Source organism: Candidatus Babeliaceae bacterium (assembly GCA_041660765.1).
GTDB lineage: Bacteria > Babelota > Babeliae > Babelales > Babelaceae > JBAZVR01.
Map to the genome: position 1 here is coordinate 374,509 of JBAZVR010000001.1, position 20,853 is coordinate 395,361.

Sequence of the window (20,853 nt, forward strand, 5' to 3'; positions counted from 1 at the left end):
TGTTACGATATTAGTTATCGCGTCACATTATTAATTATTAGGTTAAAAAAGTATTCTATGCAATCAACGTATCATAAACCGGTTCTCGTACAAGAAGTTTTGGATTATTTAGCACCACAGAAGGGCGGGGTGTATGTTGACGCCACGTTTGGTGGTGGCGGGCATAGTAGGGCTATTTTAACAGCTCAGCCAGATTGTATGATAATTGCATGTGATTGGGATGCCAAAGCTATCGAAATGAATAGAGTTGCATTGGAAACAGATTTTCCCGGGCGAATTTCATTTGTATGGGGCAATTTTGCCAATCTTGAACATCTTTTAAAAAAACATGGTACTGGTAAAGTTGATGGCATTCTTGTTGATTTTGGTACGTCTCAATATCAAATCAAAGAACGAGCAGGATTTTCTTTTTCAGCCAAGACCCATTTGGACATGCGCATGTCCCCAGCGCATCAAAAAATAACGGCAGCTGATATTCTTAATAAGGCAACAGAGTCTGAGTTGATTACTATTTTTAAAGAGTTTGGGCAAGAACCTCATGCTCGTAAAATTGCGCGCGCAATATGCGAGGTGCGGCAAGAAAGACGTTTTTTTTATACGTCAGATGTGACGGAACTGGTGCTTAAGCTTGTACCGTATACTGTCCGTGGAATAAATCCAGCAACGCGCGTATTTCAGGCGTTGCGTATTGCCGTTAACAAAGAACTTGATAATATTAAAAGTTTTTTATTACAAGCGCCGCGGTTGTTAAAGTCAGGCGGTAGGCTTGTGTGTATTAGTTTCCATTCACTTGAAGACAGGCTGGTTAAGCAGTTTATTAAAGACCACGATCAAGAATTTGAAAATCTGACGCCAAAAGTTATTGTTGGAACGCCAGAAGAGATCAAAGCAAATCCATCGGCTCGTTCTGCTAAACTGCGCGCTGCGCGGCGTTTATAGTTCTTATATTTTGTAAGGCGTAATGAGATAGCTGTGTAATCCCTGTTATACCGATAACAGCAATACCAATAGGTAATATGGCGCCCCATGACGTCGGGGTAAGCGCAATAGTTAGGCATAGAGCATATAAGGCAACACCACTTATATAAAGTCCCCCGAAAAGACAGTACGCAATTGCAGGAATAACTAATAATGTTTTAAATGCGAGAAAAATTTTACTAAAAACAGTATTTGTTTGCCGCGCGCCTTGTCGAGCGTTATTGTATTCAACTTGTTTTTCAGTACTATAATTTTTTTGTTTATTGTGTGCTTTTTTTAGCGTGCCAGGCAGCTTGCACAGGGTTTTTTGCTTCTATTTTTAAGACATAAAAACCTGAAACTACTGATATAAGAAGAAAAACAGTTGTTTTAGAGAATGACATAGCGGGCCCCTCAGGCTTATTTTTGATCAATTGTAAGAGTGGTAGTTTTTGATATTACGAACAAGCAGATAGGTGCTCCCAGCACTTATAGAAAGTGGTAGTATGCCGTACGTGATGCCAGCTGCTATTGCGTAGGAGACCATAAATCCATTTGATATAAAATAAAGAGCGCCAATTGCAAAATACATTCCTACTGCGGCGGTGCATAGAGCTATGGGAACTAATAGGGCTGTTGCAAGCATGGGCCAGATTTTGTTTGAAATGAAATCTCTTTTTTGCTGAGCGTTTCGATTATGGAGTGTTACGCGCTTTTCGCGCCTAACTCTTTTTTGTTTGTTGTGTGTTTTTTTAGCGTGCCATGCCGCTTGCACAGGGTTTTTTGTCTCTGTGTTTAAGACAGCAAAACATGCACTAGCTGAGCATATAATAAGAAAAATAGTTTTTTTAGAGAATGACATTGTTGGATCCCCATGCCTGTTTTTGACAACCCTTAAATAAATTATCAAATTGAACTAGTTTGATTATTTTAATATATAATTACATATTAATGAGATTTTTTAATTGTGTCAAAGTTGCTTCGATTCAATATTCGATTCAATAGTTATGTTATTGCTCAAAAAGTGATTGACAAATGGGCCTAATACTCTTAGAATATTCATCAGTTGTTCTTAAAGTGGTAAAGCACTATTAAAAGGCACCGACGATGAAAATAACGGAAGTCAAAATTTATCCTGCGAAGGAAAGTGGAAGACTAAAAGCGTATGCCACCATTGTCTTTGAAAATAGTTTCATTGTACGTGACTTGAAAGTTATCGAAGGATACAAGGGTTTCTTTGTATCGATGCCTTCTCGCCGCCGCAAAGATGGTTCTTTCAGAGATATCGTTCATCCGCTGAATTCTGACACTCGAACAGAGATTGAACACCGTATTATAGAGGAGTTCGAGAAGACAATGAAGCATGAAGAAGGAATTAGTAATTAAAAATTGTGTTTGGGGCGTGGCCAAGCGGTAAGGCACCAGTTTTTGGTACTGGCTATCGGAGGTTCGAATCCTTCCGCCCCAGCCATTCTACATGTATCAAGGCCTTTCGGCCCCGCCAGTTTATGGTCATCGAATTACAGCGGCATCCCCGCTATTTTTTTTAAAGTGAACCTGCTTGACGAATTACGTCAGTGGGTTATTTTTTTGATTATAAGCATATTGGCCTGGTGATACATGAAAAATATATGCTCACGTGGAGCGCAAAATATAGAAAACCTGTTTGTATGGCGAACAGTCGCTGCAGTAAGACAATCTATAAGAAACACGTGCGCGGAGCTCGATGTTGTATTATCAAGGGATCAGTCTGGAAAGATCATGCGCAAGAGTATGTTTAGTACGGTCTTCTTGGCATTTTTAGAATAGAATTACATGCTTTATAAAGGGCCACATATTTTCGTTCGATAAGATCATGATCTCTGTTTGCGAAAATATCTTCTTTGAGGACTTGTAAAGCAAATTTTTGCATATCAAGAGCATTTTTAACTTTTACTATAATTTCAAGTGCTATGATGGTCTTTTTTTCACGAAAAATGTCCTCGCTTTTTTCAAGTAAATTTGTAAGAAAGGCAACATCCCCATGAGCATCCTCGAGCAAAAATATCTGAGCGGTATTTTCTTCTTCTGTTACTATATCATTGCTGAGTGCGTGACAAAGAGGATGCGATAAAAGTACAAATGCAAATATTTTCAATGATTTCATTATTTTATAAGCTTTCAAGTAAAATATAATAAATAAACATAATATAATATTGATTAGTGTAAATGTATTTAAATATTAGTCAAAATAGAATTAATGCATTTTATCTGCGCGTACTTTGCGTAGCCAAAAGTACATAAAAAGGTATAATTACGCTTGAATTGAGCAATAATTTTATAAAATCAATTAAAAGACTGGATTAAAAAAATGTATAAAATTAAAATTTCGTGCACGATATTACTGCTGAGTGCAAGTAATTGTTTTTCGATGCAAGATGCAACTTCATGGCGAATTGGTAGCAATAGTGTATGGAAAGCGAATGTGTCAAATGCTCGTTGTGTATCTCAGGATTTACAGGAGTTTCAGAAAGCTCAACAAATAATTTGTGTAGAAGCGCAGCAAAAAATGGAAGAACTTGCGGAAAAGTATGCGTCTTTGTTTATTTTAGAAGATCAAAAGCCAGCTATTTATTTACATATTGACATAATACCTGAATGCGTAAGGAATAATTGATGAAAATGCGTACGTTTTTGCAAAAAAAATTATGGCGGAACAAGGCTGTTGATATGATGGAGCGCAATCATGGCTCTAAAGTTAATTGGCGTGCTTTGAATAATAAAGTAATTAGAGGCTAATTGTGCCGGTACGCTTATGGTTTATCTATAGCGGTTAGTTCGTTATCAGCTCTTGAAAAACAGTGAGTAGGTGAATTATGTTGATGTTGGTTATGTATGGCGCGGGGTTTTTTTATGGAAGGTACGTTATGAGAAAAATAGTTGTTCTCTTTTGTTTGAGTTTGATAAGTGCTACTGGTTTTATGGGGGCAATAGATAAACCAAAATTAATTGCAGAAATTGAGCATGATATTTATAGAACATTTCGGCAAGAAATTGGCTTAATAAGCAAAGATGTCGATTCTATGGCTCAGGGCGATGTTGCTTTGGAAAAAGACTTAAAAAATTTGTACGCCGAGTTTAACAATCCCGATGAAAGACAAGCGCAAAAAAAGCTTGATGAATTTTGTCAAAAATGGGGACTTGAGCCCATTAAGATCAGTAGAATTACAGAGCTTGGGGTAATAGATAAGCCAAAGTTAATTTCAGAAATTGAGAACTATATTTTTAGAAAGTTTCGGCAAGAAGTGCATTTTGTGAGCATAGATGTAGGCCCTATGTCACAGGGCAATGCGGAATTGGAAAAAGATTTGAAAGATTTTTATGCTGAATTTATTAAGGCAGTTAGCGAAGATAAGGTGCAAAAAAAGCTTGATGTATTGTCTGAAAAATGGGGGCTTGGGAGCGTTAGAGTTAATAAGTTTGAATTGGGTAATCAATTGATCACTTTAGCGCATGACATGGCGTTGTTCAATAACTTGCTAGAATAAGAATGGCATATTTTAAAATATTGTTTTTATACCCTCTTGCCCGGCTTGCCAGTTTGCAGGGCATGAGATACCGTGTATCGTGACAAACTGGACAGCGTCGATCGCGCGTAAAAGTTCCGCCACGCTTCTGCCAAACGCCATATTATTTACTGCACCATATTGAATTGTTAATTGCGGGTCTATGAGAAAACTGCCCCGTAGTGAAAGCGCTTGTTTGTCGTCATATACTCCAAAACTTTTTGATATAGATTGAGTAATATCTGAAACCATTTTAAATGAAACGCCTTCGATACCTCCCTTTTCTTTTGGTGTTCTGAGCCAGGCTGCGTGGGTGTATACCGAGTCTATTGAAATAGCAATAATATCAACATCTCTTTTTTTAAATTCTTCTATAGAATTTTGGAGTGCGTATACTTCTGTAGGGCATACCAAACTAAAATCTACGGCATAAAAGAAAAAGAGCGTATAGTGTCCTTTTAAATCCTGCTCGGTAATTATTGAAATGTTATGATTCCATATCATTTTTGCTGTAAATGAGGGACATTCTTTTCCAATAATAACCATTGATTCGCCCTTTTATTAATTAATGAGTAAAAGCCATATTACTATGATCAATTGAATTGCCAAAAATAACAGAAAAAACAAACCCCTTATGACATTAAGTGATGTTGTTGTCGCCATAATAAGTTCTTTAATGGTTGTAACGCTTTGTTTTTTATATAGATAATTCATAGAGATCATTTGTAATGCCAAAATAGTAATAACAATGGCAAATGATGATGTGAGCATGGCGTCAGCCAAAGTAAATACACCAGAAATGGGTGCCATTTTTTGAAGACCATCCGAATAAAATATAAGTGCAGTAGTACTACCTATGCTGAGTGAAAGAATCAAAGAAAATTGATTCATAACATCAAACGTTAATGATAAAAGGCCGATAAAGAATATTAAAAATAATGGAAGAAAAATGAAAAAGATTTCTTTGAGGGAGGAGCGCTTAAAATCGTAAGAAAATGCTGCAACTTCATAGGTTGCTTTTTTATCATTAAGTACATGTAATGTGGTAGTTCCATAAGCAGTTGATGTTTTGGTATTGATCCAGTCTTTGGTGAATGTATTTTTCTTGAGAATTTCATTGTTAATGGGCATATATAATAATGTGCCATAGGGGATGTGTTTGTTGCTTAATATAAAATTAAGCTGGTGGTAGTCAAAGGGGTAGTGCCTATAATTAAAGGAGCCATGATATTCAAGTTTAATATCGTAGGCTATGACCATTTTATCGTTATAATCTGGATATTGGTATGGGGTTGACTTTGAAATAAATGAGCCATTTTCAAAGCTAAATGTATCGAGCAATGTTTTATCAAGGCTTTTATCTGCTATAAATAATACCGTTGCCATGACCGTAAAATTATTTTTAATGATTTCAAATTGGTTAAAATTTTCAATTAAAAATGCAACTTTGATAATATTTTTTGGATCATAAACGGCTTCGTTAATAGGAGTAATTTGGGGAGAAGAGTCCGATATTCTAGCGCGTGATAATGCAATGATAAAAACGATAAAAATGATGATAGTTGCTGTAAAAAGAGCGCCAAATAATACCCTAAAATCCGCTATTTTTTCAAAATATAGTTGCTTCTTTTTAAAATATATTTGTGCATAATTCATATGCTCTTTCCTTTTTATTCATGAGATGATAATAGAATAGAAGTTTTGCCAGGAGCCCAATCCATAGGACATAATTCTTTATGTTCCTGCGTGAATTGAAGAGCATCAATGGTGCGTAGTAGATCGGCAACGTTGCGCCCAATTTGGAATGAATTTACGGATCCATATTGCACAATACCATTTTTATCGATTAAAAAAGTACCTCGCAACGCAGAGCCAGCCTCTTCATCGAGCACATAATAAGCCCGAGATAATGATTTATTAACATCCGCTATGAGTGGAAAGGTTATTCCTTCTATACCGCCCTGATTTTGTGGCGTTTTTAACCATGCCATGTGTGCTTGGATAGGGTCTACTGACGCTCCCAATATTTCAACATTTCTTTGTTTAAATTCGGGTAGCGCTGCTTGCAGTGCGTGCATTTCGGTTGGACATACAAAACTAAAATCTGCTTCATAGAAAAAGAGCATAAAAAATTGTCCATAAAAATCAAGTGAGCTTATTCGTGTAACTTTTCCATTGATGATGGCATCCGCTATAAATTCTGGTGCTTGTTTCCCTACGATGCTATCGGCATTGCGTTGAATGTTCATGCGCTATCACTTTCTTTATGCGTATTTTTTACAAGCATACTGTTCTTTTTTTTAAACATACAAGAGTATGAAAAGCCGCGAGTTTTATATATACAATTGAATAATGCAAGTTATACTATAAAAAGTGGTTATGTATTATTACTATGTTTTTATTTTATTGAGATTTGTTATTATGATTTTTCATAAGAGTGTGTTATATGCAGTCATTATTAGTTCTTCAATGAGCCCACTGTGTAGTTTTGAATGGTCAGATTATAAAGCCCCATTATTCCTCTGCGGGCTTGGGTTTTCAAGTATGATAGTTGGAATGTATTTTGATTTTAAATCAAGTGGTATAAAGCAAGAGTTGAAACAGAAACGTAAGTCAGGCACTAGTAATTTTCAGGAGATTGAGGTGCTTGAGCGTGAAGAAGATATGTATGTTGCAAAAACCGCAGGTTGTATTTTTTTCGGTCTTACCTGTTTGGGGGGAGCGGCGTATTTGTGTAAAGCTCACAACGATTATATGCGTTTTGGACCTTATAAACCTTAAGTATTTTTCTTTGAGATGAAAATTGAGCGCAGCATATGTAATATATGGTATAGGTAATTACTTGTATGCACTGTGCACAATTTATGTTCCCTGTATAAATCTTGGGCTATTTTTTCTATTTCTTCTGCATAGAGATAGCCTTTTTTTTCCAGATAACCATCTTCATCATCGTCTTGTGATAGCTGGCACGCTTTTTCTTCTTGTACGCACTTGAAGCATTGGGTGGCATACAAACTTTCTAAATCGGCTCTGCGTTCTTGATCTTTGCTGCTTGAACATGCTGCTCCCGTGCACGTGGCATCGCCGTATTTAATATGTATTGCTTCATGAAACATAGTGCAGCGTTTGCTGCCATAGGGCTCATTGTGTAATCTGTGTTGGTTGACGTATATACCATCGCGAGCGGCATAAGCAGTAGCTATATTGAACTGTGGATCTAAAACCGACATTTTTTTAATGGGAACTTGCTTTTCTGGCGGTATGCCAACAGCGTCCTGAGCTTCTTTCCCTAATACGGTATATATTTTATAAATGGTACTTTTCTTTACGGGTTGATCTTCTGTGTGTATCGTACATGACCTACAAGAAATAAATAACAAAATGTAAGTATTTGGTATTGAGAATTTTATTTTCATAAATTTTTCTTTTGTGCGTTGTTAATAAGGGTTTATATAATTGTAATAGGCTGGTATATTATGGCAAGTAGTTATAATCTGCATCTTTATTTTATACGTTGGGCATAATTTAAAATTTGTAGATGGCGTTGAAATGCTGCAATCAGAGCGTGCACCAGTATCAAAAACTGGTGTTTGTGGTATGTATGATGGTAGACTTCCTTGAGAAGTGGTTGATTGTATTCTTTCTTTTATTGATGAGTAAAAATATATGCAAAAAATTATTGTATTGATGATTATGATGTATTGTAGTTATAGCGTGAGCTGCGAGTCGCGCTTATTGCAATATCGTACGTATGGAGCTCCATGTTCTGATTCTCTTATAAAAGCAGCCGAATTTGGAGATAAATTTCGGGTATCACATTTACTTGCGGCTGGAGTTCCTGTTGATGTAACAAATCAGTACGGCCAAACCCCCTTGTATTTGGCCGCTTGGCATGGTTATATGCCACTAGTAAAATTTTTACTTAATAATAACGCCAACATTAATCATAAAACTACAATGAGGAATAGTGTTTTGCATGAGGCGCTTTTGCGTGGGCATGATGACATTGTAGAGGTACTTATTGCCCATGGTGCTGATATACATATACGGGATAATAGTGGAAAAACTGCACTTCATTGGGCAGTGGCAACTGGAAAAGAAAATATAGTAAAGTTGTTGCTTGCGTATGGTGCTGATAGTTTTATCAGCGATAATGATGGTTGTACTGCTTTTACTATTCCTATTTCTCAGGTTAACAAAAAGAGGTGTTCGTGCAAAAATAACAGATGTGCCCGGATAATGTTAAAAGTATATACCGCATTGTATAAACATGTAGATCAAAATCCTCCGGGAAAGTTATATGTAGCATATCAACAAGCACTAGAAAATGGTTATTATTCATTGGTAGAGAAATGTATAATAAAGGGTGTAAAGCCACACAAAGAACATGTACAATTGGTAAAAAAAATATATATAAAAAAAAGCAATAAAAAAGATACAGGTGTTGCGCCTTATAGGGCTATTGGACGGTTACTGATAGGTTATTTACGCTATATTGATGGAGTTAGTTTTTGTAAACAATCGCCGATATCAAAATCAGGTATTTGTGGTATGCATGGCGGCAAGCTTCCTAAAGATGTTATTAATCGCATAAACTTTTATTTATCATAAGCTGTTATAAAAATTATATATATTGGGGACTATATGGCTATATTGTATTTGGCATCGCAATCATATTCTCGCGCGATGTTACTCAAAGAATCACAGATTGATTTTATTGTTATTCATCAAGACGCGGATGAATCTCAGTGTGATTGGAATTTGCCAATCGAAAAAGTGGTAGAGTCTATAGCAGTTCATAAGATGGAGCATCTCGTGCTGCAGCCACATGAGCAGAATGCTGTTGTCTATGTATTAACGGCAGATACATTAGTGCAGGATGCCTATGGAGCGTTGCATGGAAAGCCAATTGATTACCAAGATGCCGTTGAAAAAATAAAAAAATTACGAAACGGTACGCGTATCGTAACATCATTTTGTCTTGATAAAAAAAGATTTTCTGGTGACCATTGGATTATTGAGCAGAGAGTTCAGGTTACCGTTGAAGCGTCTTGCTCTATGATTATTCCCGATAATGCTATCGACGATTATCTTGCTGCTCTTCCTCTTGCGCTCAAATGCGCTGGTGCAATGGCATTAGAAGGTTATGGCATGCAATTTGTAAAATCATTATCTGGCTCGTATTCTGCATTGCTTGGCCTGCCGTTGTATGAATTGCGACAGGCGCTGCAAGCTATTGGATTTTATGATTAATGAATGAAATTGATTGATCATAACTATATGTAGGATCTTGTGCGAACTCATAAAGACTGAATAGGTCGCCGCAGAGAGATTTTTCATCGCCGGCAAGTACTTCTCTAAACTGTGGTCCATACGGTGCTAGGTAATGATATATGTGCGGTTCGCTTTTTTCATCTTTTTTGAAATGTCGTGGTCGATACCAGATGTTTTTTTCTGGAGCAGAGTCTTTTGGATTATTGCAACGAATCCAACCAGTATGAAGCATGACATTAAAATATTGATAATCAAAAATGATGCTTTCTATAATAGGGTTTTCTATGCGTTGAAAGCGGCCTTTTATTTTTATGTTATAAGTAGGGATGGGTAGATTTTTTTTTATGTAATAGTAGGGAGGGTGTGCTTTATAATCAGGTGCTACATTGTATTCCAAAAATGGTAATAGGCGCACAATGTCTTGTTCTGTTACATACATAGTATCGTCTAATGCCACAAGTTCTATAATATAACGTTGTATTTCTGGAGGAATTACTAGAGGTACTGTCTTTAATGCTAAAAGTGCAGAATATATGTGTGAATTGCGGCAAGATATTTTTTTTTTTTCTAATTTAAAAACTTTTTTTTGTAATAATTCTGTTGCGAGCGCTTGTGACTCAAGTACTTTGTAGGCTGCAACGGGCACTTCTATAAGATCAGTATTATTGGCGTTCCGTATTATTTCCTCAGGGAAGTAAAAAAAATACCCATCGGTGGTTTTGGTTGGTGGCATTACCACTTTTTCATGAGTTGGGCATTTTATATTTTCTTGTATAGCGCTTTGATCGTATAATTTTGCAATATCGCTCATGGTTTTGAGTGGCGAGCAATATAGGGTGAGTAGTAATATTAAAAAATATTTTTTCATAACGTGCACATCGTGTTATATGGTTGTAAAAACTATGTGCATTTATTTTATCAGAAAAAGCATGACTTGCACCAATAATTCGTACAAATCATGCTTTTAGAGTTTATTTTTCTTATAAAAGCTTATATTTTCTTTGATGCAAGTATTTGGCTTGCGACGCTTTGTCCACTATGCGTGCTTTTGTCAGATTTTTGATGAATCATATTGTTTTTCATGTACCAATCTAATACAACGCACATGGTGATGATGAGAAACAGACGTTTTTTCATAAAGCCCCCTATTTATTTTTTATTGCTGTCATTTATAATAATAAATTTATTTAATTTCAAATTGCAACAATAATATTAATTTGGGCGAAATATTTTAAAAAAACAAGACCATTTGCTTAATGCAAAATTGATTTTTTAGCGGGCTTCCAGCGCTTAAGCAGTTCTTTATATAAAACATCTTTGGGACTTTCGCCCTTATTGTTTTTTGCAGCCGAGGTTGCCTTGGCGATACTGCTATGTATTGTATCTGATTCATACATATGGGTATCAATATTATCAATTTCTGGCAACATGGAGCGTTGCATAACATCATCAAAAGTATGTTCGTCCATTGTTTCGATCATTAATAGCTCTAACAATGAAAAAAAATCGATAATGCTTTGTTGAAGTTCTTGAGGTGCTTGATGTTCTGGGGTAGAAGAATGGCCTTTAAGCATACGTAGTTTTTTTTCAAGACCATGACCAAGCGCTTTATAAATAAGCTTTTTTAATGATTCTTGCTCGTGGTCTAATAGCCACAATAAAAGTTGTAGTAATTCGTATGAAATGACAAAATGATTATTGTTGTCAAAAAATTTTTGCTGTGACATAAGACTCCTTAAAACATTTATTCTTTACTATCTTCGAGTACTTTTTTTTGCTGTTTTAACTGAGTTAACTGTTGAGTTGCTTCTTTGATGGTGCTTTGAGCTACAATATTTTCTTTGATTAATGCATTTTGTGCATCATCAAAAATGCTATTCATCTCTTTTTGCATTTTTTTTATTTGCTTTTGTAATTTGAGTATCATATCCACCCCCGCTAGGTTAATCCCTAATTTATGCGTTAGATAGATAATTTCTTCAAGTCTGTTAACATCTTCTTCAGAAAAAAGACGCGTATTCCCCTCGGACCTTTTGGGAGAAATTAACCCTTCTTTTTCATAAAGCCGTATTGTTTGCTGGTGAACAGAAAACATCTCCGCAATAGCAGAAATTGAAAAAAAGCCTTTTTTTCTCTTCATAATTAATCTTTAAACGTGAATATAAACACTATCAAGCCTATAATATATGATAGTATATCATATATTATTAAACAATATGTACGGGTTTTAAGTATTAAACCTGACGTGGACGATATCGCCATCCTGAACCTTATAATCTTGCCCTTCTATTTTTACTTTACCGCTTTCTTTTACCTTATTTATGGTTCCGCAAGCAAATAGATCAGCGCAGTTAAAAACTTCGGCGCAAATAAAGCCTTTTTCCAAATCTGAGTGAATTTCTCCGCTTGCTTGACGTATGGAGGTGCCGTTTTTAATGTGCCAGGCATGAATTTCTTGAGGCCCACAGGTGAAAAAGGTTATCAATCCTAGGTTTTTATAGCTTTGTTCAATAATATCATCAAGTCCACGTTTTTCTAGCCCCATCATAAGAGCTATTTCATGAGCTTCATTAGACTCCAATTGAGCAAGTTCTGATTCTAACTTTGCGCTAACAACTATAACTCTTTCTGGCCCAAAGTGTTTGATTAAGGCTTGAACATATGGGTTGTTGTTGCGAGGGTTGTTGGCTATGTCTTGTTCTGAGATATTAGCAATAATGAGAAAGTTTTTACCGCTGAGCAAGTCGACTGTTTTAATCGGTGATTCTTGCAATAATTTTTTAACCTGTTCAAGTTGAGAGTTATTGAGGGCGATTTCGAGATTTTTAAGAAGACTTGCTTCTGCTTCTAATTCTTTAAGTTGAGCTGGTTGTAGATGCGCTTTCATTGAAGATTGTAGTTTGACAATTCTTTTTTGCAGAGATTCAAGGTCTTTGAGCATTAATTCTGTCATAATAATATCATAATCTTGAATAGGATCGATACTGCTTTGAGTGTGTGTGATTAATGGGTCTTCAAAGCAGCGTATAACGTGGAGTATGAGGTCCACTTCGCGTATATGACTTAAAAATTGGTTGCCGAGCCCTTCTCCTGATGCTGCTCCTTTTACAAGACCCGCAATGTCGACAAATTTAACGGTCGTTGGTAATTGTCGTTGTGATTTGTAAAGCGCCTGAAGCTTGCCCAAGCGATCATCTGGAACAAAGGTACATGCCACATGAGGGTCTATGGTGCAAAATGGATAATTTTCTGCGGGCACCGATGATTTGGTAAGGGCGTTAAAAAGCGTCGATTTTCCAACATTTGGGAGGCCTACAAGTCCAGCGGCTATACTCATAACAGTTCTTTCTTAATGTGTTTTTTGATTACAGATAATCTTATGCTATCTAGTATAGCGTACTTTAATTTTTTATAATAACGCTTATTCTGTAAATTTTTTTTAATTTTTATAAAAAAAATATATACTCGTTGTTCTGTAAATATATGATTAACATACAATTAATTTTCATCCAAGGGGTTTTTATGCTTTTTATGCGTACTACGATTTTTGCTAGCCTGCTTTTTTGCGGTGCTTCTGCGATATATGCTTGTAATTCAGATTGGTTTTATGGGTCAGGCCCTGAGCGTTTGGCTTTTGTAATTATTCATGCGCCAATTGCTCACAATACTTTGATTGCTACTTCACCTACACCAGTTGCGGTAGGAGCTCCGGCTGTGGTCGGTGCTGTGGTAATTAAAAGCGCCATTGCACAGGATGCGTCACAGTCGGTAAAAAAAGAATAGCGCTTTTACCTATTAATATAAAAAGGGGGCTTTAAAAAAGCCCCCTTTTTATGTAAGAGTGTTTTTACTCGGTAATATCGGTATCAATTGGTCCTTGTTGGTCAGCCTGTTCGCTTGGTCCTTCAGTTTTTTCTTCTGCGGTTTTTTCTTTGTACAGAAGTTCTGCAACTTTGTGGGAAGCTTGTAGGAGCTCGTCAGTTGCTTTTTGAAGTTCTTCGCTATTTTCGCTATGTTCTTGAATGGCTTTACGAGCCACTTCTAGAGCTGATTCAACTTTTGTTATTTCGTCAGCGCTTATTTTTTCTTTATTTTCTCTGACAGTTTTTTCAATATCATGAATAAGTCCGTCAAGCTTGTTTTTCTTTTCTATTGTTTCGCGCAGTTTTTTGTCTTCAGCTTCGTGTTCTTGTGCGGCGCGTACCATTGTGTCGATCTCTTCTTTCGAGAGGCCGCTACTTGAGGTTATGGTGATTTTTTGTTCTTTGCCAGTTCCCTTGTCTCGCGCTGTTACGTGAACAATGCCATTTGCGTCTATATCAAAAATTACTTCAATTTGAGGAACGCCTCGTGGGGCTGCTGGGATGCCTTCTAATCTAAATTGCCCCAGTGACTTATTGTCTTTTGCAAGCTCTCGTTCACCTTGAGTGACACGAATGTCTACTGAGGTTTGGTTGTCTTCCGCTGTGCTGAAGATTTGTGATTTTCGGGTTGGAATGGTTGTATTCCGTTCTATTAATCGAGTTGTTACGCCACCCATTGTTTCGATACCAAGAGAAAGGGGGGTAACGTCGAGTAGTAAAAGATCGGTAACTTCGCCGGCAAGTATTGCGCCTTGAATGGCAGCGCCAATGGCAACTACTTCATCAGGATTTACTGATTTGTTAGGTTCTTTGCCGAAAAAGTCTTTTACTAATTGTTGAATTTTTGGAGTTCTGGTTGATCCGCCTACTAAAATAACTTCATCAAGTTGATCTTTTGTTATTTTTGCATCACTCATTGCTTTTTTGCATGGAATAAGCAGTCGTTCAAAGATAGAGCTGCAGAGAGATTCTAGTTTTGAACGTGTTATTTTTATAACTAAATGTTTTGGTCCTGATGCGTCAGCAGTGATATAAGGCAGGTTTATTTCTGTTTCGTGCGTGCTTGAAAGCTCGATTTTAGCTTTTTCTGCGGCTTCCTTAAGTCTTTGGAGTGCCATGCGATCATTATTAAGATCTATGCCTTGTTCTTTTTTAAATTCAGCAATGAGATAGGTTATTATTGTTTGATCAATATCGTCGCCACCCAAATGAGTATCACCATTAGTTGCTTTGACTTCGATAACGCCATCATGTATCTCTAGTATTGATATATCAAAAGTTCCACCACCAAAGTCAAAAACAACGACTAAGCCATTTTTCTTTTTGTCTGCACCATAGGCCAATGCAGCAGCGGTTGGTTCATTTATGATTCTCTTTACGTCTAAACCAGCTATTGCGCCAGCTTCTTTTGTTGCTTGACGTTGCGCATCGTTAAAATAAGCTGGGACTGTTATAACTGCCTGAGAAATTGAGTGTCCAAGATAATTTTCGGCGGCTTGTTTGAGTTTTGATAATATTGCCGCGGAAATTTCTTGAGGAGTATATTCTGTGCCATGCGAAGAAACGGCAACATCGCCTTGTGCTCTTTTTACGAGCTTATAGGGCATCTGTTTTATTTCTTGTGTCATCTCTGAGTAGTTGTGACCGATAAATCTTTTGATAGAATAAATAGTGTTTTCCGGATTGGTAATAGCCTGACGCTTTGCTATAACACCTACAAGTCGCTTGCCGTCTTTTGTAAAGGCTACGATGGATGGAGTTGTGTTTTGCCCTTCTTGATTAGGTATAACAACGGCAGATCCGCCTTCCATAACAGATACTACAGAATTTGTTGTTCCTAAATCTATTCCTATGATTTTTGACATATTTTTTCCTTTCTTATTGTCGTATATATTTTATGTTTATAGTCTAAGTTTATTAATATAAATGTCAATAATCCTACTCAAGTAATTTGAGTGCCCTTCGCTCAAGTTTTGCTAGGTCGATGTGTCGCATAATTTATCTTTATTCGATTTTTTAATTACACTAAGGCTGCGTCACACATGCGGTATAACGCTGAGGTTTAGCAATGATGTGTGACGCAGCCTTAGTGTAGAATCTATTCTTTATTAACTATATGAAATTTATTTTTTTAACTTTTTTAGAATTCTTTTCTAGTCTTTCTTCGAAATCTTTCAATTCGATTTCATGTTTAAAAATAGCTTTTGATTTTCTAGTGTATTTTCGACGTATTTTTTTATAAAATGCCTCGATATCAATTTGTAAATTTACGGTGTCTTTTTTAAGCTTTTCTAGCTTTGTTCGAATGGTATGATCTTTACTAATATTTTCATCCAACTTTTCGATTTCACTAATTATCGTACATATGGTTGCGTGCATAATTTGTGAGCGCTGCATGATAATGTAAGCTTTCTTATGGTCGTATAAGCAAGGCGTTATTATATTATTATTTATCCAATTGTAAGAAAAATTCCATGCATCGGCTACTGCTTCTTGCGCGCTATTCCACGCCCTATAGGCAATATCTACATAAGTTGGCTCTTGCTGCATGGTGTATAAGGGTGCGTTGCACATTAAAGAGCAATATAAAAATATGGTATAATGATATTTCATGTAAACTTCCCTTAAATTAAATGTATTTTGTTGTTAATAAAGTATATTAAAAATTAAAAATAAACCTAGGAAATTACAATATTTTTTACTTTACTCGTATTGCAAGTTTATGATATATATAAAAACATGATTAGGTGGTTGTATATTATTTTTTTTATAATAATAAGCTCTTGCAGCTCTTCGGTAAATACAACTACCCACAATGATGTTATACAACGTTTACATAAACACATAAAAGAAATTGTCGTAGTCAATAAAAAAATAAAAAAAAAATTTATATGTGTTGATCTTGTTATTGGAAACGCGTATTTTCAGCATGATCTTGTGCGATGGGCGTCAAGAAAAATAATCGAAGAATCTTCTTCAAGTGCGCTTGTTGCTATTTGGGATATTTTTAAGTATCACAATAGGCCAAGCAATGACAATGACTTTTTATTTATAACAGATATCACAAAACTTATTTTTTTGATGTATCATTCATTGTTACATGAACTATCGCAAACGTCCTTAAAGGTTTCCTTATATGACATTGCGCAACTTTATTCTCAAATAGCAGCATTGCCGATCAAAGATCTTCTTGATATTTTAGATAAATTTTTATCTCAACTCAAAGCAATATTACATGTATATGCACCATCGCCACATGAAAGTTTTTATGAATGGATGAGCGATCATTGGTGGATGCCACCAGTAATATTGGCGTCCACAGGGGTTACCGTGTGGCAATGGTATCTCGGCAAGCCATGATGACAGAACATGAAATAGTTTTTACGAATTACTTTTTGTATGATATAGTAAAATATGGGTAAAGCTTTTTTAAAGATCATGCTTTAAAAAGGAATCCCATGTTTGCTTTACATGAAAAAGTAGTATATCCAGGACATGGAGTTGCGCAAATTAGCCGTATATTTAAACAAAATATCGCGGGCAATAACACGCTTTTCTATGAATTAACTTTTTTAAACAAAGATGTTACCATTCTTGTTCCCACAAGCAATGTCGATGCGGTAGGAATTCGACCGTTAACTTCTCAAGAAAATATATCTGCCGTTTTAAATATCATTTCCCAACCAGCAAGAAAAATGAATAGTTACGACTTTACGGCTAGTAGCTGGAACAAAAGAAATAAAGAATATCAGTTAAAATTGCGAACGGGCAGCCTCAAGGCCTTGCTTGAAATATATCGAGATCTTAAATTAATAGAAACTTACAAGGAGCTTTCTTTTGGTGAAAAAAATTTACTACAACAAACAGAAGGACTTTTAGTTGAAGAAATATCATTGGTTCAAAAACTAGGCCAAGATAAAGCAATTGAGCAATTGCGCTCGCTATGTCCATCAAAAAACAGATATTCTATTATCAACGAACACATTTCTTAAATAAATATCATAAAAAGCATCTTTATAAAGATGCTTTTTATGATATAATATGAAATTACTATGGATAAATTTATTGTTATTATTATGGGTCCAACCGGAGTTGGAAAATCTGATGTCGCTCTTGAACTTGCAAACGCTCTTGATGGCGAAATTATTAATGGTGATGTCGGACAAATGTATACTCCTTTGACAATAGGAACAGCAAAACCTGATTGGAAAAATTCTTCTGTTCGGCATCATCTTTTTGATATTATTAATGAATGTACAAGTATTACCGCCGTAATGTACCGAACATTATTCAATAAAGCCTGCGATGATATTGTTGCGCGAAATAAAATGCCAATTTTGGTGGGTGGATCAGGCTTTTATATAAAGTCGTTATTTTTTCCGCCGCGTGAAACAAGTATTTTGCATGATAGCAATGAAAGTGAATCGATGTATTCTCATATGTCGACACGTGATTTATGGACTCAACTTTCATCTATAGATAGCAAAAGAGCTCAAGCTATACACGCAAATGATCGTTATCGTATACTACGAGCGCTTACGTTGTATCAAAAAACAAAAATTTTACCATCGCTTTTACAGCCAGAATTTATTGCAAATTTTTCATGCTATATCATTTTTTTAAATCGCGATCGTGATGATCTTTATTCAAGAATTGACGCTCGGGTAATAAGTATGATGGACGGCGGTTGGATCAATGAAGTAAATGCTTTATCTGCTAATTGGAAAAGTTTTTTAATAGATAAAAAAATAATTGGATATGATGATATTATCAAATATATTTACGAAAAAAAACATGCGCATCAAGATCTTCATGAACTTATTGATCATGTGCAAAAAAATACGCGCAATTATGCAAAGCGGCAACTAAGTTTTTGGAGAATGTTCAAAAAATTATTAGATGGTCAACTTTCTGAAAAAATACAATATGACGAAGATAACTTGACTTTATTAGACCTTAATTTATATATAAAGCAACTGTCACAAAAAATTCGTAACGCAAAAGGTGCGCATGAATCAAAAAAAGGATGATAACTTTCTAGAAATTCATTATACTTATGTTCCATGGGCTTTGTCGGGATTTTTTCTCATAATTTTCGGAATTTTTGTTGGGGGATATTTTTTAGGAAAAAAATCTGCCATCCAAGATATTATGCATCAGATGAAGCAAGAGTCATTTGCTGATAAAATTTATTCATCAATTTCTACACTTTATGATACCTACGACATCGATGAAGAGGAAAAGCCTGAAGAAGAAAAAAATTATACAGAACAGAAAGGTGATATACATGATTAGTTTTATAAGGAAAAATATCAGTTCAACGGTGTACAAATCTTTGTTATGGATTACCATTATTTCCGTGGCCGGGTTGTCATCATTAACCGGTCTTTTTAAACGATTTTCTGGTATGGGATCCAATATAGTGGCGCGCGTCGATGGTTATGATATAACTATGCTGGAATATCGCAGAAAGACAGCCGAGGAAGAACAACGATTACGTTATATACGTCAGCAATTTGGCGATTATGCTCCCATGATTTTACAATCATTAGGTCTTAGTCAACGTCCCGAAGAACAGGCGCTTAAAACACTTATCCAAGAAGCGTTAATTAATCATTGCGGTGATCTTTTAAGTCTTCATGTTTCACCTGAATACATAACAAAAAAATTATATGACCCAGTTTTTATGGCGCAAACGCTCAATGATTTGATGCCTCCGTATCTTTTTGATCAACTTGGTGGCATAAGACATGAAGCTTTGATAAAACATTTGCAGCGCCAAGGATTAACGCTCGATTATTTTGAAGATGCGCTCGAGCGAGCATTGATACGTTCTATGGTAATTTCTATATCATTAGGTGCGTTATACATCCCTCAGGCTGCATATAAAGAATTGTATTTAAAGGAACAAGGCGCTAAACAATTTTCACTTATTGCGGTTCCTTTTGATCGGTATCTTAAAAAAGAACACAACGAAAAAATAAATTTAGAAGAATTAACGGCTTACTTCGATCAGCAAAATAAGCAATTTGATAGATACAGTATTCCAGAAAAGCGAAGCGCCACTGTTTGGAAATTTATTCCAGAAAAATATGGAATAAAAATATCAGATGGAGAAATAAAGTCGTACTATGATAGTCATAAAGATAGTTTTATTTCTACTCCTGAAGAAGTGTCTATTCGTCGTATAATAGTTAAAGACGAAGCGACAGCTCAAAAAATAATACAAGAGCTCGTTAAAAATTCTCATGCATTTGTTCAGCTCGCTTCTCAATATTCACTTGATAAAAAAGCATTAGTAGAAAAAGTGCGCAGGGGGGGTAAGCATGATCAACAGATCGAAGAGGCCGCCTTTACATTAGAATCTAATGGATCGTTTTCTCCTATTATTCAAACAGCTCAAGGGTTTGAAATTATAGGAAGGGTTTCTAAAGATTTACCAATATATACACCTCTTGATAAGGTTCGTGAAAAAATTCTTACAGCTGTTCGTCTCGAAAAGTTCAATAAAACATTCAATGTTGAGACGTCACAGCATCTTGCTCAATCTTTAGAACACCCTGCGGCATTAACTGATTTTATAAAAATAAAAAATGCAGAAAATGTTTCTATTGTAAATAAGCAACACGATGGCACATTGCTCGCTAAAAAAATGTTTGACCTTCCTATTGGTAAAAAAATATCGGTGATAGATAATGGAGTCGGATATATTGTAGAGGTTTCTGCCGTACAGCAACGATATATACCTTCGCTTAATAGTATTAAAGATAGGGTGGTTCAAGATTTGTACCACGAGCGCGCCCGTGAAAAAATGTCAGCCGACCTTGCTCAGGGGAGAAAGGCGTTAATGGGTAGCGATATTGTCGCCGTTGCAAAAAATTTACAAGGGAGCGTAGAGGTGCTTGAATTTTTACCTGCACATAAACATGAGCTTGAAAAGAGAAATTTGCCGCTTGAACGTATGGTGAATATGATTAACGTTGGAGCTACAATTGACCATGTTACATCGGAATACGGTTATTTAATTCAATTAAAGAATATAAATTACAATATGGCAGTTTTTCCTGAATTTATAGCTCAAAAAAGACGGGCTTTGTTTAATGATTATGCGGGTATCATTCTCGAGAGCCTAGTTGCTTCTTTGTATAAAAATGGTACAATAAACATTAATCAGTCTATTGTAGCATCAAATCCTTATAATTAGAGATTTAAAC

The 20,853-nt window shown here is 35.8% G+C and carries 29 protein-coding genes and 1 tRNA gene; 16 read left to right on the forward strand and 14 right to left on the reverse strand.

The features are described 5' to 3' along the window. Nucleotides 1-57: 57 nt before the first annotated feature. Nucleotides 58-939, forward strand: coding sequence for a 16S rRNA (cytosine(1402)-N(4))-methyltransferase RsmH (gene rsmH / locus WC707_01985; protein ID MFA6065929.1), 882 nt, complete (start codon nt 58-60; stop codon nt 937-939). A 299-nt stretch (nt 940-1,238) separates the two neighbouring features. Here rsmH and WC707_01990 read toward each other — a convergent pair whose 3' ends face one another. Both WC707_01990 and WC707_01995 read right to left on the reverse strand, forming a co-directional pair. Continuing rightward, entirely contained in the window at nt 1,239-1,361 is a 123-nt protein-coding gene (locus WC707_01990; GenBank protein MFA6065930.1) for a hypothetical protein, read from the reverse strand. A 26-nt stretch (nt 1,362-1,387) separates the two neighbouring features. Beyond that, nucleotides 1,388-1,819: a hypothetical protein gene (locus WC707_01995; GenBank protein ID MFA6065931.1), complete on the reverse strand. Its 432-nt coding sequence runs from the start codon at nt 1,817-1,819 to the stop codon at nt 1,388-1,390. A gap of 245 nt (nt 1,820-2,064) precedes the next feature. Here WC707_01995 and spoVG point away from each other — a divergent pair, with 245 nt between their 5' ends. The 3 genes from spoVG to WC707_02010 all read left to right on the forward strand — a co-directional run bounded on the left by spoVG (nt 2,065) and on the right by WC707_02010 (nt 2,766). Further along, nucleotides 2,065-2,343, forward strand: a complete 279-nt coding sequence (spoVG, locus tag WC707_02000; protein ID MFA6065932.1) for a septation regulator SpoVG — start codon at nt 2,065-2,067, stop codon at nt 2,341-2,343. Nucleotides 2,344-2,353: 10 nt separating this feature from the next. Next, nucleotides 2,354-2,428, forward strand: a tRNA-Gln gene (locus WC707_02005). Between the two features lie 149 nt (nt 2,429-2,577). Further along, nucleotides 2,578-2,766: a hypothetical protein gene (locus tag WC707_02010; GenBank protein ID MFA6065933.1), complete on the forward strand. Its 189-nt coding sequence runs from the start codon at nt 2,578-2,580 to the stop codon at nt 2,764-2,766. Here WC707_02010 and WC707_02015 read toward each other — a convergent pair. Next, complete coding sequence (locus WC707_02015; protein MFA6065934.1) at nt 2,735-3,103, reverse strand: hypothetical protein; 369 nt, start codon at nt 3,101-3,103, stop codon at nt 2,735-2,737. The two genes, WC707_02010 and WC707_02015, sit on opposite strands and share 32 nt — an antisense overlap. A 204-nt stretch (nt 3,104-3,307) precedes the next feature. On the opposite strand from WC707_02015, the gene WC707_02020 reads away from it, so the two are divergent. The 3 genes from WC707_02020 to WC707_02030 all read left to right on the forward strand — a co-directional run bounded on the left by WC707_02020 (nt 3,308) and on the right by WC707_02030 (nt 4,484). Next, a complete protein-coding gene (locus tag WC707_02020) occupies nt 3,308-3,613 on the forward strand; it encodes a hypothetical protein (protein ID MFA6065935.1) in 306 nt (101 codons plus the stop codon). Then, nucleotides 3,613-3,735, forward strand: coding sequence for a hypothetical protein (locus tag WC707_02025; GenBank protein ID MFA6065936.1), 123 nt, complete (start codon nt 3,613-3,615; stop codon nt 3,733-3,735). Before WC707_02020 ends, WC707_02025 begins: the two co-directional genes overlap by 1 nt. A 128-nt stretch (nt 3,736-3,863) precedes the next feature. After that, the gene (locus WC707_02030; protein MFA6065937.1) at nt 3,864-4,484 is read left to right on the forward strand and encodes a hypothetical protein; all 621 of its coding nucleotides are present in this window, start codon (nt 3,864-3,866) and stop codon (nt 4,482-4,484) included. 12 nt (nt 4,485-4,496) lie between these two features. On the opposite strand, the gene WC707_02035 is transcribed toward WC707_02030, so the two are convergent. The 3 genes from WC707_02035 to WC707_02045 are packed head-to-tail and all read right to left on the reverse strand — an operon-like array spanning nt 4,497 to nt 6,751. Then, nucleotides 4,497-5,048, reverse strand: coding sequence for a peroxiredoxin (locus tag WC707_02035; protein ID MFA6065938.1), 552 nt, complete (start codon nt 5,046-5,048; stop codon nt 4,497-4,499). A gap of 15 nt (nt 5,049-5,063) precedes the next feature. After that, nucleotides 5,064-6,158, reverse strand: a complete 1,095-nt coding sequence (locus WC707_02040) for a hypothetical protein (GenBank protein MFA6065939.1) — start codon at nt 6,156-6,158, stop codon at nt 5,064-5,066. Nucleotides 6,159-6,172: 14 nt separating this feature from the next. Then, on the reverse strand, nt 6,173-6,751 hold the full coding sequence (locus tag WC707_02045) for a peroxiredoxin (protein MFA6065940.1): 579 nt from the start codon (nt 6,749-6,751) through the stop codon (nt 6,173-6,175). Between the two features lie 172 nt (nt 6,752-6,923). On the opposite strand from WC707_02045, the gene WC707_02050 reads away from it, so the two are divergent. After that, complete coding sequence (locus tag WC707_02050) at nt 6,924-7,283, forward strand: hypothetical protein (GenBank protein ID MFA6065941.1); 360 nt, start codon at nt 6,924-6,926, stop codon at nt 7,281-7,283. Here the strand turns inward: WC707_02050 and WC707_02055 are convergent. Then, on the reverse strand, nt 7,280-7,918 hold the full coding sequence (locus WC707_02055; GenBank protein ID MFA6065942.1) for a hypothetical protein: 639 nt from the start codon (nt 7,916-7,918) through the stop codon (nt 7,280-7,282). The two genes, WC707_02050 and WC707_02055, sit on opposite strands and share 4 nt — an antisense overlap. Before the next feature lie 250 nt (nt 7,919-8,168). Between WC707_02055 and WC707_02060 the strand changes: the two genes are divergently transcribed. Further along, nucleotides 8,169-9,113, forward strand: coding sequence for an ankyrin repeat domain-containing protein (locus tag WC707_02060; GenBank protein ID MFA6065943.1), 945 nt, complete (start codon nt 8,169-8,171; stop codon nt 9,111-9,113). A gap of 33 nt (nt 9,114-9,146) precedes the next feature. Further along, nucleotides 9,147-9,755, forward strand: coding sequence for a Maf family protein (locus WC707_02065; GenBank protein MFA6065944.1), 609 nt, complete (start codon nt 9,147-9,149; stop codon nt 9,753-9,755). Here the strand turns inward: WC707_02065 and WC707_02070 are convergent. The 5 genes from WC707_02070 to ychF form a co-directional block, all read right to left on the reverse strand. Continuing rightward, nucleotides 9,736-10,644 (reverse strand): hypothetical protein, encoded by a 909-nt coding sequence (locus tag WC707_02070; GenBank protein MFA6065945.1) that lies wholly within the window; start codon nt 10,642-10,644, stop codon nt 9,736-9,738. The two genes, WC707_02065 and WC707_02070, sit on opposite strands and share 20 nt — an antisense overlap. A 122-nt stretch (nt 10,645-10,766) precedes the next feature. After that, nucleotides 10,767-10,913 (reverse strand): hypothetical protein, encoded by a 147-nt coding sequence (locus WC707_02075; protein MFA6065946.1) that lies wholly within the window; start codon nt 10,911-10,913, stop codon nt 10,767-10,769. A gap of 116 nt (nt 10,914-11,029) precedes the next feature. Beyond that, a complete protein-coding gene (locus tag WC707_02080) occupies nt 11,030-11,503 on the reverse strand; it encodes a hypothetical protein (GenBank protein MFA6065947.1) in 474 nt (157 codons plus the stop codon). 17 nt (nt 11,504-11,520) lie between these two features. Next, nucleotides 11,521-11,916, reverse strand: coding sequence for a MerR family transcriptional regulator (locus tag WC707_02085; protein MFA6065948.1), 396 nt, complete (start codon nt 11,914-11,916; stop codon nt 11,521-11,523). Nucleotides 11,917-12,003: 87 nt separating this feature from the next. Then, entirely contained in the window at nt 12,004-13,113 is a 1,110-nt protein-coding gene (ychF, locus tag WC707_02090) for a redox-regulated ATPase YchF (GenBank protein MFA6065949.1), read from the reverse strand. Between the two features lie 185 nt (nt 13,114-13,298). Between ychF and WC707_02095 the strand changes: the two genes are divergently transcribed. Next, nucleotides 13,299-13,559: a hypothetical protein gene (locus WC707_02095; GenBank protein MFA6065950.1), complete on the forward strand. Its 261-nt coding sequence runs from the start codon at nt 13,299-13,301 to the stop codon at nt 13,557-13,559. Nucleotides 13,560-13,623: 64 nt separating this feature from the next. On the opposite strand, the gene dnaK is transcribed toward WC707_02095, so the two are convergent. Next, a complete protein-coding gene (gene dnaK, locus WC707_02100) occupies nt 13,624-15,504 on the reverse strand; it encodes a molecular chaperone DnaK (protein ID MFA6065951.1) in 1,881 nt (626 codons plus the stop codon). 247 nt (nt 15,505-15,751) lie between these two features. Beyond that, the gene (locus WC707_02105; GenBank protein MFA6065952.1) at nt 15,752-16,252 is read right to left on the reverse strand and encodes a hypothetical protein; all 501 of its coding nucleotides are present in this window, start codon (nt 16,250-16,252) and stop codon (nt 15,752-15,754) included. A 126-nt stretch (nt 16,253-16,378) separates the two neighbouring features. On the opposite strand from WC707_02105, the gene WC707_02110 reads away from it, so the two are divergent. The 5 genes from WC707_02110 (at nt 16,379) to WC707_02130 (ending at nt 20,843) form a co-directional block, all read left to right on the forward strand. Continuing rightward, on the forward strand, nt 16,379-16,999 hold the full coding sequence (locus WC707_02110; protein MFA6065953.1) for a hypothetical protein: 621 nt from the start codon (nt 16,379-16,381) through the stop codon (nt 16,997-16,999). 98 nt (nt 17,000-17,097) lie between these two features. Further along, complete coding sequence (locus WC707_02115) at nt 17,098-17,631, forward strand: CarD family transcriptional regulator (GenBank protein MFA6065954.1); 534 nt, start codon at nt 17,098-17,100, stop codon at nt 17,629-17,631. 60 nt (nt 17,632-17,691) lie between these two features. Continuing rightward, nucleotides 17,692-18,669, forward strand: coding sequence for a tRNA (adenosine(37)-N6)-dimethylallyltransferase MiaA (gene miaA, locus WC707_02120; GenBank protein ID MFA6065955.1), 978 nt, complete (start codon nt 17,692-17,694; stop codon nt 18,667-18,669). Further along, a complete protein-coding gene (locus WC707_02125; GenBank protein MFA6065956.1) occupies nt 18,650-18,934 on the forward strand; it encodes a hypothetical protein in 285 nt (94 codons plus the stop codon). The genes miaA and WC707_02125 overlap by 20 nt, the downstream gene beginning before the upstream one ends. Further along, complete coding sequence (locus WC707_02130; protein MFA6065957.1) at nt 18,927-20,843, forward strand: SurA N-terminal domain-containing protein; 1,917 nt, start codon at nt 18,927-18,929, stop codon at nt 20,841-20,843. Before WC707_02125 ends, WC707_02130 begins: the two co-directional genes overlap by 8 nt. Nucleotides 20,844-20,853: the final 10 nt, after the last annotated feature.